Here is a 13,207-nt window from a genome sequence, read left to right on the forward strand (position 1 = left end):
GCGACGGGATCCTCGACTGGACCTCCCCGACCGGGAAGACCTACACCACCTACCCGGCCACCACCATGCCCCACCCGCCGCCACCGCGAGCCACACCAGAGGCGACCAGCGCGCCACCCGATCCGCTCGACCAAGCAGCACAATTCTGATCTGGAGACATTGTTCTCCGATCCGAAGGCCATTGTTTGCAGGCTGCGTCCACCTCAGCCGTAGCCGCCGACCCGGGGTGCCTTCTCCGACCAAACCGTGAGCGCGCCGCGCCCGCGGGGCGCCGGAGCGACCACCGTCATCCCGCCCCGGTCGGTGCCAAGCGCCGCGGTGCCCGCCGCAGCAAGGATGCCGAGCAACCGCCCGGTGGGGTGGCCATAGCCGTTGTCCACACCGACCGAGATCAGGCCGACGCTGGCGTGGAGTCGCTGGTACAGTTGCGCACTCTGGTCGGCCGACCCGTGGTGGGCTACCTTGACTACGTCCACCGACCGTGGGTGGGACACGCCCAGCATGGCGTTCTGCGCCTCTTCGCCGAGGTCCCCGAGGAACAGGGAACTGATGCCCCGGCCGTCGAACCCGATCGTCACGCTGCCCGGATTCCCGACCTGCATCACCGTCCATCCCCGTACCGGCCAGAGGATGTCCCATCGCAACGCCCCGAGGGTGCCGTTATCGCCCGCGTATGCCAGCCGCACGCGGGCGCCGCCCGCCGTGAGGCGGTCGTGGAGGCGCTGGTCCTGGGCGTTCTCCGGGTGGCCGACCAGGGCGGTGTCGACCACCCCGATGACCGCGTCGATCCCTCCGATATGGTCCATGTCGTAGTGGGTGAGCACGAGCAGGTCGATCCGGGTGATGCCGAGGGTCCGCAGGCAGGCGGCCAACGGCTTCGGGTCCGGACCAACATCGACGAGGGCGTGCAGGTCCCCGTCGCGCACCACGACGGCATCACCCTGGCCGATGTCACAGGCGGCGATCTGCCAATCGGCGGGAAAGCTGAGCGCCCGGCCGAGTCCCGCGCCGACCAGCGTCCCGGCGTAAGCGCCGGTGAAGCCGATCAGCAACACGGCGGCAGCGAGCCGCGCGATCGCGCGCGGCGAAGGAACGGCACCCGAGCCCTCGCGGCGCGGCCGCCGGATCACGCGGCGCGCAGCACCGGCATCCGCACGGGCACCGGCATCCGCACGGGCACCGGCACCCGCACCAGCGCCGGCGCCGGAGTTCGCGGCCACGGCGCTCGAATCGCCGGGTCGAGACCATCCGGGCAGCAGCAGGGCAAGGGCCGCAGCGGTGAGAACCACGAGACCGAGGACTCCGACGCCGCCGGACAGCCACGGCAGCTGACTGCCGGGCAGATCGGCGCACGCCGTGGCGACCATGGCGATCCAGGCGGACGGCAGCCACGCCAGTTGGAGGCATCCGGCAGCCACGCCGGGCAACCACGGCAACAACAAGCAGCCGACCAGACCGACAATGGTCGCCACCGGGGCGGCCGGCGCTGCCAGCAGGTTCGCCGGGACCCCGTAGAGCGGAAGCGACGGGTTGAGCAGCAGCAGCACCGGCTGGCACGCCAGCTGGGCTGCCAGCGGGATGGCGATGACCAGCGCCAGCCAGGCCGGCATCCATCGCGCGAGCGTGCGCCCGAGCGGGCCGGCCAGCAGCAGCAGGCCAGCGGTCGCGAGCACCGACAGCGCGAATCCGTAGTTGCGCGCGAGCCAGGGGTCGGTCACGAGCAGCACCAGGACGGCGAGGGAGAGAGCCGGCACTCCGCGGCCCGGGCGGCCGGCCCCGAACGAGAGCATCACGATGACCGCCATCACTGCCGCGCGAAGGACGCTCGGGTCCGGCGTCACGAGCACGACGAAACCGGCCAGCACCCCCAGGGAGACGGCGATCCGCACCCCTCTCCGCAGCCGGAGGCGCCCGCCGAGCAGCATCACGGCGGCGATCACGATGGCGCAGTTCGCGCCGGACACCGCGGTCAGATGACTGAGCGAACTCAGCTTCATCGCGGAATCGAGGTCGCTGTCGACCGCGGCCGTGTCCCCGATCGCCAGGCCCGGCAACAGGTCACCTCCGGCTCCGGGCAGAGCGGATGCCGCAACGGCGAATTGGCCGCGCAGGTTCGCCGCCCAGCCCAGCCACCAGGGAGGAGGCTCGACGAGTTCGGGAGCGGACTGCCCGAAGAATTGCGCCGCCGCAGCGTCGCCAGGGACAGCCGCCCGGAGGGTGCCGCTGATTCTGAGCACGGAACCGATGGCGAGGTACGCCCGTGAACCGGCAGTTGCCCCGCCGCGTAAGACCCCGGAACCACCGGAACCACCGGAGTCGCCGGAGCCGCCGGGCGGCGCCTCGCTATAGACGATGACGGGGACCGACATGCCCGTCACTGCCCTGCCGCTGCCCTCCGGCCCCAGCGCCGTGACCGTGGCTCGATACCGCAGCCGGTTCGACGATCCGAACGAGGACGACCCGAAGGAGGCGGCCGACACCGGTGTCTGGCCCACGCTGAGCAACACCGTCACTGTGGTCCGCGCCTCGGCCGCCTCCCGGACGACCGGCGGGAAGCGATGCGACTCGGCGACGACGACCATGGTCGCCGCGAGGGCCGCCGCGGCGAGGCAGACGGCGGCCAGGCCGGCCCCGGCGCGACGGTGACGCACACGGTGGTCAGTGCGCCGTCGATCGCGCAACACCGCGAACGCGAGAAGCGCCGCGGCTGCCGGCCACAGCGCGACGGTCGTCGGCACCGCCGCTGCCGGCACACCGATCAGAATCCCGGCGCTCCCCCACGCCGCCAGGGCTGGCAGCGCCAGGCGCAGGTCGGGTGCGGCGCCGCTCACACCGTAACCAGGTCTTTCAGGCCGTCGAACGTCTTCTCGCCGATGCCGGTCACATTCCGCAATTCCTGGACGCTGGTGAACCTGCCGTTGGCCTCGCGGTAGTCGATGATCCGTTGCGCCATCGCCGGACCGATCCTCGGCAGCAATTCCAGCTCAGCCGCCGCGGCAGAATTGAGGTTGACCTTCGCGATCTCCGCCGCACCTCTACCGGCTGCGCCGCCCGTCCCGCCGCCCGGCACACCCGGCGCGGCCCCCGGAGGGGCACCCGGCTGGGCCTCGCCGAGTGCGGGCACATAGAGCTGCTCGCCGTCTGCAACCAGCCTGGCCAGGTTGACGCCTGCGGGGTCCGCCGTCTCGCTGAGGCCTCCGGCCGCGGCCACGGCGTCCATCACCCGGGCCCCCTCGCGGAGTTCGAACAGACCGCCCCGGCGCACCGCACCAAGCACGTGGACGAAGATGATCGCACCGGCGGCATTCGTGGCGTCGGCGGACGCTCCAGGGTTACCGGCCGCGCCCGGGTCGGCGCCGCCGAACCCCGGGCCGATCGTTGCGGCATCCGTTGCGGCATCCGTTGCGGCAGCGGCCGGAGCGATGACCTGTCGCCCGGCCTGTTGCCCGACGGCGGAGACGATGACCGCCGTGACCAGCGCCAGGATCAGCAGCACGACCGCGGCACCGACACCGAGTCGGAGCCGCGGCCGGCCACCCGGAGCACCGGCAGGCGTCAGCCGCGCGGCGGGATCGAGCCGCGCCAGTACGTCCTCCGGCGCCTCCATCCCAGCAGGCTAGGCAGGATCAGACGCCGGATGGGCGCGGTCCAGTGCGATCGGTGGACAACCTGTGCAACCACTCGGCTGTGAGGGAGCCGACGAATCCGCGTGACGCGGGACGCTACGCCTTGGTGACGAAGCTGACCAGGCGCGGCGCCCGCACGATCACGTTGACGATTTCCCGGTCCCCGATCGAGCGGATGACGGCGGCCGACGACCGGGCGAGCTTCTCGAGGTCGTCCGCGGCGATCTTCGGTGAGATGTCCAAGCGGTCGCGCACCTTGCCGTCGACCTGGACGACGGCGGTGACCGACTCCTCGACCAGCAGCGTCTGGTCCGGCTTCCGCCACGGCACCAGGGCGACGGTGGGTTCGTAGCCCAGTCGCGCCCACATGTCCTCCGCCGTGTACGGGGCGAACAGGTTGAGCGCCAGGGCCGTGGTTTCCGCGGCTTCACGCACTGCGGCATCCGCTGGGCCGGCACCGGTGTCGATCACCTTGCGGGTGGCGTTCACCAGTTCCATCAGGCGGGCAACGACCACGTTGAACTTGAACGACTCGGTCAGCGCCGGGGCGTCGGCGAGGAACCGGTGCGTGATCCGGCGGAGGCCGATGTCGCCGGTCGACCAGTCCACGTCAGGGCTGCTCGTGACATCCCTGGCGACCCGCCAGGCGCGGGCCAGGAACTTGGCCGAACCAACCGGTGACACGTCTGCCCAGTCGATGTCGTCCTCTGGCGGTCCGGCGAACGCCATCGTGAGGCGCACCGCGTCGACGCCGTGCCGGTCGACCTCCTCGGTGAAGTAGACCAGGTTGCCCTTGCTCTTGGACATCTTGGCGCCGTCCAGGATCACCATGCCCTGGTTGAGCAGTGCGGTGAACGGCTCAGTGAACGTCACATAGCCCAGGTCGAACAGGACCTTGGTGATGAACCGCGCGTAGAGCAGGTGGAGGATGGCGTGCTCGACTCCGCCCACGTACTGGTCGACCGGAGCCCACTTCTCGGCTTCCTTCGGGTCGAACGCCTGGGTGTCGTCGGTCGGGTTCAGGAACCGCAGGAAGTACCAGGAACTGTCGACGAACGTGTCCATGGTGTCGGCGTCGCGGCGCGCCGGGGTGCCGTCGACCGGGTTGGCGACGTTCACCCAGTCGGTGGCCCCGCCGAGCGGCGAGGTGCCCTTGGGCTTGAGGTCGAGGCCCTCGGTGGGCGGCAGCAGCACCGGCAGCTGGTCCTCGGGCACCGGGATCTCGCTGCCGTCCTCGCCGTGGATGATCGGGATCGGCGTGCCCCAGTAGCGCTGGCGGGAGATCAGCCAGTCCCGGAGCCGGTAGTTCTTGGCGGCCCGGCCGGTGCCGGCCGCTTCCAGTTGCTCGGTGATGCGCTTGATCGCGGTGCTCTTGCTCAGCCCGTTGAGCGCGCCGGAGTTGACCAGGCGGCCTTCCCCGGCCAGCGCGATGCCGGTGGATGCGGGGTCGAGTTCCGCGCTGTCGACCGGCGGGAGGTCGTCGGAACCGTCGATCATCGCATCCGTTATCACCGGAACGGTCCCCGTCACCGGAGCAGTGGTGTCGACGACGACGCGCACGGGCAGGTCGAAGGCGCGGGCGAAGTCGAGGTCGCGCTGGTCGTGCGCGGGGACGGCCATCACGGCGCCATGGCCGTAGTCGGCCAGCACGTAGTCGGCCGCCCAGATCGGGAGGCGCTCCCCGTTGACCGGGTTGACGGCGTAGCGGCCGAGGAAGACGCCGGTCTTCTCACGGTCGGTGGTCTGGCGTTCCATTTCGGTGCTCTTCTGCACCTGCACCAGGTAGGTCTGGAAGGCGTCCTTGATCTCCGGCGCGACGTCGGCGACGAGCTCGGCGGCCAGGTCGGCGTCGGGGGCGACGACCATGAAGGTGGCGCCGTGCAGGGTGTCCGGGCGGGTGGTGAACACGGTGACCGGTTCCTCACGGCCCTCGATCACGAAGTCGACGTCGGCGCCGATCGAGCGGCCGATCCAGTTGCGCTGCATGTTCAGCACCTTGGCCGGCCAGCGGCCCTCGAGCTGGTTCAGGTCGTCGAGCAGGCGGTCGGCGTAATCGGTGATCTTGAAGTACCACTGGGTGAGCTTCTTCTTGACCACGACGGCGCCGCTGCGGTCGCTGGTGCCGTCGGCGAGCACCTGCTCGTTGGCCAGCACCGTCTGGTCCACCGGGTCCCAGTTGACCCAGCTGTCCTTGCGGTAGGCCAGGCCCTTCTTGTACATCTGCAGGAACAGCCACTGGTTCCACTTGTAGTACTCGGGGTCGCTGGTGTGCAGTTCGCGGTCCCAGTCGAAGGAGGCCGCGTAGAGCTTCATGCTCTTCTTCTGCTGCGCGATGTTGTCGTAGGTCCAGCCGCGCGGGTCGATGCCGCGCTTGATGGCGGCGTTCTCGGCGGGCAGGCCGAAGGAGTCCCACCCGATCGGGTGCAGCACGTTGAAACCCTGGTGGCGCCAGTAACGGGCGACGATGTCGCCCAGCGCGTACACCTCGGCGTGGCCCATGTGCAGGTCGCCGGACGGGTACGGGAACATGTCGAGGATGTACTTGCGCGGCCGGGCGTCGTCGGGGTCGCCGGTCGCGAACGGGCGCAGGTCCTCCCAGATCGGCTGCCACTTGGCCTGCATGGACGCGAAATCGTAGACCTCCGCGTCGCCCGCGGTGGTGTCGGTAACAGAGGCGTCGCCCGTGGTTGCGGTCGGTGTGCTGTCGTGCTCGTGTGCCACGTGACTCTCATTCGGTGTGGTGTCGGGAGAGCGTCTCTGCTCGAGGCGGGCACCGAATGGCGCCGTCCAGACTTCTAGGGTACTAAAGCTTTCCGGCCGCCGGATTTTCGGCCGATGGGTCGAGCGCCGCCAGGAGCGCGGCAGCCTTCAGCCGGGTCTCCTCGACCTCGTCGAGCGGGTCGGAGAGCGCCGTGATGCCCCCGCCGGTGCCGATGCTCGCCCCGTCAGGCCCGAGGACGATGCTGCGGATGACCATGGCCAGGTCGACAGCGCCGTCCCGTCCGAGGTAACCGAATGCGCCCGAGTAGACGCCCCGGGGTCCGTCTTCCAGCCCGTCCAGGATGGTCATGGCGCTCATTTTCGGCGCTCCCGTCATCGACCCCGCCGGGAAACACGCGGCGATGGCCCGCACCGGGCTGGTGCCCTCGGCCAGTTGCGCCTGGATCGTGCTCACCAACTGGTGCACGTGACGGTAGCTCTCCACCGCGAGCAGGCTGGTGACTGCCACCGTGCCGGGGATGGCGATCCGGCCGAGGTCATTGCGCATCAGGTCGACGATCATCAGGTTCTCGGCGCGTTCCTTATCACTGCCGACCAGTTCGGCCCGGAGTTGCTCATCGCGCGCCGGGTCGCTCGACCGCGGCCGCGTGCCCTTGATCGGCTTGGTGACGATCCGGCGTCCAGGGGTGACCACGACGAACTGCTCCGGCGAGGCGCTGAGCAGCGAGTGGTCGCCGAAGCGCAGCAGCCCGCCGTGGTGGCTGGGGCTCCCGTTGCGGAGCGCCAGGTACGCGTCGAGCGGATGCGGGTGGGCGCCACCCGCGAACGCAACCCTGATCTCGTTGGTCAGGCAGACCTGATAGGCATCGCCGCGCCCGATGTACTCCTGGCAGCGCCGGACCAGGTCCGCGTAGTGCGCGCCTGGGTGACGCCAGGACACAGTGGCTGGAGGGACATGGAGCGGTGACGGGGACGGCGAGGTGCGCGCAGGACCGGCCCGGAGCATCCGCTCGACCGATGCGGCCCACTCCGCGACCTCACCCTGGTCGTCGCTGGACTCCAGCGCGAGGAGTGACACGGTGTGTGCCGCGTGATCAACGCGGATGGCGCGATCAACGTGCAGGAGGGCAGCGTCGGGGTAGCGCGACGGATGCGACGGGGTGCCAACGGTCTGCGCGCCGAGTTCGTAGCCGAGCCACCCCACCCAGCCCAGCCGGAAGCCGGTTTCGCCGTCCTCCGCGCTGGTATCGTCCGGGACGGCGGATGCCCGGAGATCGTCATCGAGAACGTCGAAGATCGTGCCGGCCACGGTCTCGGCGCCCCTGTTCCCTGGCTCCGATACGGTGACCGTGCCGTGTGCCACCGACGCCGTGAGGAACCGGGACCGATCGGTGCCGGCGCCGAGGTAGCTGGCACCCGAGTCGGCGTCGACACCGGCGTCCAGCCAGAACGCGTGGCTGCTGTCGCGGTAGAGGGTATCGAACAGGTACGCCGGGTCCCACCATTCCGTCAGCGGAATACATCGGAATCGCGAGGGCACAGGGACAGCCTAGGCCGCGCGGGATCCAGCGCTTAGGCTGTGCCCTGTGAACGACATCCTCAACTGGATCCTCGAGACTGTCTCGAGTGTGGATCCCATCGTTCGCACGGCACTCGCCGGGCTCGGCATCCTGCTGGAGACCTCGGTGCTGGTGGGCCTCATCGTTCCCGGTGACACCATTGTCATCGTCGCCAGCACCGCAGTGGAGAACCCGGTGCAATACGTTGCCCTCGTGCTCACCGTCATCGCGGGCGCGCTGGCGGGTGAGAGCATCGGCTTCGCCCTGGGGCACTACTTCGGCCCTCTCATCCGGCGGAGCCGCCTGGGCCGCTGGATCGGCGAACGCCAATGGGTGCGCGCCGAGAACTATCTGCGCAGACGGGGCGGCATCGCGGTATTCCTGTCCCGGTTCATCCCGGTGTTGCACTCGCTGATCCCGCTCACCGTGGGCATGAGCGCGATGCGCTATCGCCGGTTCATGAGGTGGACCGTTCCGGCCTGCGTGATCTGGGCGGTCGCCTACGTCAGCGTGGGTTCGGCCGCTGCGGGCGGGTACCGCGAACTCTCGCAGCAGTTGCACTTCGCCGGGTACGTGTTCGTCGGCGTGATCGCCCTGTTCCTCGTGCTCGTGCTCGTGGTGAAGAAGTGGCTGGCCCGGCGGGAGGCCAAGCACATGGAGCAGGAGGACCCGCCAGAGGTCCGGGCCGATTGAGATTGGACCCGGCTGGTTAGACTCGGCGCATGTCCCGATTCGTCGTCGTGCTGCCGCTCGCGCCGCTTCGCACCGGCGAGAGCTTTCTCGTGACGCACTGGCCGCTGCATGTCACGGTGCTGGCGCCTTTTTCAACGGATGCCGCCGCCTCCGAGATCACCGACGCCATCGCCCGCACGATCCACCACCAGCCAGCGCTGACCGCCGTGGCCGGGCCGCTGGAGATGTTCGGGCGCCGGGAGAACATCCCGGTGACCGTGCTGGCCGAGAACCCGGCAGTGACCCGGCTGCACCGGACCCTGGTGAATGCCATCCGGCCGTTCGCCACCGACCCGGACGAATCGGCGTTCACCGGCCGCGCCTTCCGGGCCCACGTCACCGTCAAGCACCACGCCCGGATCCACGACGGCGACGAGCTCTCCCTCAACCAGGTGGCCCTGGTCGACATGGCGCCGCGGTCGGCTCCGGGGGGACGGATGGTTCTCTCCACCCTGCCGCTCGGAGCGTTGCCGGGCGCCGAGGGCGCGGCGTAAGGTCACCGCATGGACATCATCCTGGTTCCCGGATTCTGGCTTCAGGCCTCGTCGTGGGCGAAGACCACGCCATCGCTGCGGGCCGCGGGGCACCGGGTGCATCCGCTGACCCTGCCCGGGCTGGAGGACGCCGACGCCCCGCGGGCCGGCATCGGCCTGCAGGACCATGTCGACGCGGTGGTGAAGGCGATCGACGCCATCGACGAGCGGGTGGTCCTGGTCGGGCATTCGGGCGGCGGGGCCATCATCTACGGGGCGCTCGACGCGCGCCCCGACTGGGTCGAACGCATGGTGTATGTGGACTGTGTTCCGGCCGGCGAGGGCGACTCGGTCTTCGGCGGGCAACCGCCGGACGGCGCCGACCTGCCGATGCCGCCGTGGGAGGAATTCGACGATGCCGACCTCACCGACCTGGACGACGAGCTGCGCGCCGAACTCCGCGCCCACGCCTTGCCTGAACCACGCGACGTGGCCTACGGGAAGCTGCACCTCCACGATGAGCGCCGCCTGGGCGTCCCATCGACGGTGATCGCGTGTGAGTACCCGGCGTCCCAGCTGCTCAGCTGGATCGCAGAAGGCCAGCCGTACGCGGCGGAGCTGGCACGCCTCCACGACGTGGAGTACGTGGACCTGCCGACGGGGCACTGGCCGCAGTTCACGAAACCGGCGGAGCTGGGCGACGCGATCCTCGCCGCGGTCGAGCGCACCCGGTAGCCCGGCGTCAGCCCCCCAGGCTCAGCCGGCCGGTGATCAGCTCCGGCGGCACCGGCGTGTGCGAGATCAGCAGCACCGCCCTGTCCGCGTCGGCCGCCGCGGCGAGGATGTCGCGCACCAGCGCCTCACCCTGCTGGGGGTCCACGTTCGCGGTCGGCTCGTCGACGACCAGCACCGGGAAATCGGCGAGCAGCGCCCGCGCCAGCGCGATCCGCTGCGCCTGCCCTCCGGAGACCAGCCCGCCGCGTTCACCGACCTGCGCGTCAAGGCCGCCGCGAGCCGCCACCCAGTCGGCGAGACCGACGCGGCCGAGCACCGCGGTGAGGTCGGCATCCGTCGCGTCCTCGCGGGCGAACAGCAGGTTCTGGCGGATGCTGTTGTCGAACAACCATGGGTCCTGCTCGCACAGTCCGACCGTGCGTCGCACCGCGTCCTGCGGCAGGTCGCGCGCCTCTCGCCCCCCGATCCGGTATGAGCCGCCGTACTCGAGGAAGCGCACCAGCGCGTAGGCGAGGGTGGTCTTGCCGGTGCCGCTTCCGCCCGACAGATGCACCCGGTCGCCGGGGGCGAGTCGCAGGGTGACCGCGGACACCGCGGGGGTGCCCGCGCCCGGCCAGGTGGCGGAGAGGTTGGAGAGCTCGACCACCGGGAACAGGGTCTCGACAGGCTCGACCACCGGGTCCACCGGGATTTCCGCCGGAACGGCGTCCGGCACTGCTGTCGCCACCCGCTCGGCGCTCGAGCGCACCTGCCGCCAGGCGGCCAGGGCCGCCGGAATCGCGCCGACGACCTCGAACACCGCCATCGGAACCAGCACGATCACGGCGAGGGCCGGCCCGGACAACCCGGTGAGAACGCCGGCGCCGGCACCATCGGCACCGAGCGCCGGGATGCCGACCCCCAGCGCGGCGACGGTGGCCGCCCCGGCGAACAGCGCGGTCACGGCGGTGTGCACCCCGGTCCCGAGTGATCGGCGCAGGGTCGCCCGGCGCAGCCGGTCGTCGACCTCCCGCAGCTCCCCCAGCCGCCGCTCGAGGGCGCCGAAGGCGATGAGGACGTCGAGGCTCTGCACGGTCTCGAACACCCGGTCCGCGAGCTGCCCGCGCAACGGTGCCAGCATCCGCTCGCTGCGTGCCGCCAGCGCACCGGAGCTGAGCGACCCGCCGACGACGGCGATGACCAGGCAGATCGCGAGGGTCACCGCGGCCGCCGGCAGTACCAGCCAGACGGCGGCGACGCTCAGCACCGCGACCGAAACCGCGGTCACCAGCGGCTGGACGACCCGCAGCGGCAGGTCCTGCAGGTCGTCGACGTCGCGCACCAGCCGGGTGAGCAGCTCTCCCCTGCCCGTGCTGCCGAGGCCGGCCGGCGCCAGCGGCAGGATGCGCCGGAACACGCCTTGCCGGAGCTCCGCGAGCTGACGGAACGCGGCATCGTGGCTGGCCAACCGCTCGAGGTAACGAAAGGCGGCCCGGGCGAGCGCGAACGCCCGCACCGCGACGACCGCCATCGACAGGAACATCACCGGCGGCTGCTCTGCCGCGCGGGCGATCAGCCAGGCCGAGGCCGCGAGCAGCGCCACAGTGGACATCGCTGAGAGCAGTCCGGCGGCGAGCCCAGGCGCGAACCGGCGGACCGGGGGCTGGGCGAGCCGCAGGATCTGCGGGGTGTCAGGCCGGGACATCCGCGAGCACCTCCCCCACCCGTAGGATCCGCGTTGCAGCGGCGAGCACCGCCGTGCGGTGGCTGACCACGACCACGATCCGGCCCTCGTCGGCGAGGGTGCGGAGGCCGCCGACCAGTGCCGCCTCCGTGGATCCGTCGAGCGCCGCGGACGGTTCGTCGAGCGCGATCACCGGGCAGCCATGGACCAGTGACCGATAGACCGCCCTGGCGACCGCGACGCGCTGGGCCTGGCCGCCCGACAAGCCGGCGCCGCCGACCCCGAGCGCGGTCGCCGGGTCGAGTTCGCCCGCACCGGCCAGGCTCAGCGCGCGCTCAAGCAGAAGCGGGTCGACGGATGCGTCGCCGAGCGCCACATTGTCAGCGATCGTTCCCGACAGCAGTCCGGGGCGCTGCCCGGACCAGGCCAGCCAGTCGCGCGGCCCGCCGGTGACATCGCGGCCGTCGAGGATGATCCTTCCGTCGAACCGGAGGAATCCGGCCAGGGCGCCCAGGAGCGTCGACTTGCCCGCGCCGCTCGGTCCGGACACCGCGACCACATCGCCGGGGCGCCAGCTCGCGCTCACGGCCGGCAGTCGCGGCGCCCCGGCATCCGTCGTCGGCACGGCGACGCCCTCGAGCCTCAGCACCCCGCGCTCGGTCGAGCCTGTCGAAACCGTCGAGCTTGTCGAGGCAGGGAGTGCGTGGCCTCGACGAGCCCGACCATCGAAGGACGGGCCGCCCGGTGAATCGTCGAGGATCCCGAACACCTCATCGGCGGCGGCGACGCCGTCCGCGGCAGCGTGGAACTGCGCACCGACCTGGCGCACCGGCAGGAACACCTCGGGGGCGAGCAGCAGCACGAACAGCCCGGTGGCGAACCCCAGGCTGCCGTCGACCAGGCGCAGTCCGATCGACACGGCGACCACAGCCACCGACAGGCTGGCCGCGAATTCCAGCACGAAGCCGCTGAGGAAGGAGACCCTGAGCACGCTCATGGTGCGGGTCCGGTACTCGTCCGTGATGGCGCGCAGCCGTTCCGGCTGGCGCCGCTCCCGGCCGAAGATCTTGAGGGTGGCCAGTCCGCCGACGACGTCGAGGAAGCCGGCGCCGAGCCGTTGCAGCGCATCCCACTGTCGCTGCTGCGCGGCGCGGGTGGCCCAGCCGATCAGCACCATGAACACCGGGATCAGCGGCAGCGCCAGGATCACCGTGATCCCGCTGGGCAGGTCCTGGCTGGTCATCACGAGGATGAGGACCGGTGTGGCGATCACGGTCAGCAGCAATTGCGGCAGATAACGGGCGAAGTAGGTGTCGAGCGCGTCGAGGCCGGAGGTGACGGTGGTGGTGAGCCGGGCCCGGTTGTGCCCGGCGGTCCAGTCCGGCCCCCTGGCGGCCAATGCGGCCAGCACCGCGGCGCGCAACTGGCTCTTGACGTGCGCGGCCCCCCGCGCCGCGTTGAGCTCCTGCAGCCACGACAGGGCCGCCCGGGCGATCACCGCACCGGCCAGCGCACCGACGGTCCCGGCCAGCTCCGGCAGCGGATGCCCTCCGATGGCCAGCACGATCCCCTGGCTCAGCAGCCAGGAGAATGCGATCACCACCAGGGTCTGGGCCAGTCCGATCGCCGCACCGGCCGCCAGGAACCGGCGCGCCGCCCTGGCGTGGCGCAGGAGCCGCGGATCGAGTGGTTTCACGG

The 13,207-nt window shown here is 70.9% G+C and carries 9 protein-coding genes; 3 read left to right on the forward strand and 6 right to left on the reverse strand.

The window, feature by feature from the left end; all coding sequences use genetic code 11:
• Positions 1-203: 203 nt before the first annotated feature.
• From AB4Y94_RS16075 to AB4Y94_RS16090, 4 genes are all read right to left on the reverse strand, one after another.
• Entirely contained in the window at positions 204-2,831 is a 2,628-nt protein-coding gene (locus tag AB4Y94_RS16075; RefSeq protein ID WP_441729003.1) for a ComEC/Rec2 family competence protein, read from the reverse strand.
• Positions 2,828-3,607 carry a helix-hairpin-helix domain-containing protein gene (locus AB4Y94_RS16080; protein WP_441729005.1) on the reverse strand — a complete coding sequence of 260 codons (780 nt, stop codon included), beginning with the start codon at positions 3,605-3,607 and terminating at the stop codon, positions 2,828-2,830. Before AB4Y94_RS16080 ends, AB4Y94_RS16075 begins: the two co-directional genes overlap by 4 nt.
• A gap of 115 nt (positions 3,608-3,722) precedes the next feature.
• Entirely contained in the window at positions 3,723-6,347 is a 2,625-nt protein-coding gene (gene leuS, locus AB4Y94_RS16085; RefSeq protein WP_441729007.1) for a leucine--tRNA ligase, read from the reverse strand.
• An 82-nt stretch (positions 6,348-6,429) separates the two neighbouring features.
• Positions 6,430-7,887: an anthranilate synthase component I family protein gene (locus tag AB4Y94_RS16090; protein WP_441729009.1), complete on the reverse strand. Its 1,458-nt coding sequence runs from the start codon at positions 7,885-7,887 to the stop codon at positions 6,430-6,432.
• Between the two features lie 46 nt (positions 7,888-7,933).
• On the opposite strand from AB4Y94_RS16090, the gene AB4Y94_RS16095 reads away from it, so the two are divergent.
• Genes AB4Y94_RS16095 through AB4Y94_RS16105 form a run of 3 tightly spaced genes read left to right on the forward strand, consistent with a single transcriptional unit; the run spans position 7,934 to position 9,846 of the window.
• Complete coding sequence (locus tag AB4Y94_RS16095; protein ID WP_441729010.1) at positions 7,934-8,599, forward strand: DedA family protein; 666 nt, start codon at positions 7,934-7,936, stop codon at positions 8,597-8,599.
• A gap of 29 nt (positions 8,600-8,628) precedes the next feature.
• Positions 8,629-9,132 carry a 2'-5' RNA ligase family protein gene (locus AB4Y94_RS16100; RefSeq protein WP_441729011.1) on the forward strand — a complete coding sequence of 168 codons (504 nt, stop codon included), beginning with the start codon at positions 8,629-8,631 and terminating at the stop codon, positions 9,130-9,132.
• 9 nt (positions 9,133-9,141) lie between these two features.
• Positions 9,142-9,846 (forward strand): alpha/beta fold hydrolase, encoded by a 705-nt coding sequence (locus tag AB4Y94_RS16105; RefSeq protein ID WP_441729012.1) that lies wholly within the window; start codon positions 9,142-9,144, stop codon positions 9,844-9,846.
• A gap of 7 nt (positions 9,847-9,853) precedes the next feature.
• On the opposite strand, the gene cydC is transcribed toward AB4Y94_RS16105, so the two are convergent.
• The gene (cydC, locus tag AB4Y94_RS16110) at positions 9,854-11,530 is read right to left on the reverse strand and encodes a thiol reductant ABC exporter subunit CydC (RefSeq protein WP_441729013.1); all 1,677 of its coding nucleotides are present in this window, start codon (positions 11,528-11,530) and stop codon (positions 9,854-9,856) included.
• Complete coding sequence (gene cydD / locus AB4Y94_RS16115) at positions 11,517-13,205, reverse strand: thiol reductant ABC exporter subunit CydD (protein ID WP_441729014.1); 1,689 nt, start codon at positions 13,203-13,205, stop codon at positions 11,517-11,519. The genes cydC and cydD overlap by 14 nt, the downstream gene beginning before the upstream one ends.
• Positions 13,206-13,207 lie beyond the last annotated feature (2 nt).

Source organism: Glaciibacter sp. 2TAF33 (assembly GCF_052114945.1).
GTDB lineage: Bacteria > Actinomycetota > Actinomycetes > Actinomycetales > Microbacteriaceae > Cryobacterium.

Bases quoted from the DNA above. Each gene is read 5' to 3' on its own strand.
- AB4Y94_RS16080 (WP_441729005.1), bottom strand. From the start codon at position 3,607: ATGGAGGCGCCGGAGGACGTACTGGCGCGGCTCGATCCCGCCGCGCGG.
- AB4Y94_RS16100 (WP_441729011.1), top strand. From the start codon at position 8,629: ATGTCCCGATTCGTCGTCGTGCTGCCGCTCGCGCCGCTTCGCACCGGC.
- AB4Y94_RS16105 (WP_441729012.1), top strand. From the start codon at position 9,142: ATGGACATCATCCTGGTTCCCGGATTCTGGCTTCAGGCCTCGTCGTGG.
- cydC (WP_441729013.1), bottom strand. From the start codon at position 11,530: ATGTCCCGGCCTGACACCCCGCAGATCCTGCGGCTCGCCCAGCCCCCG.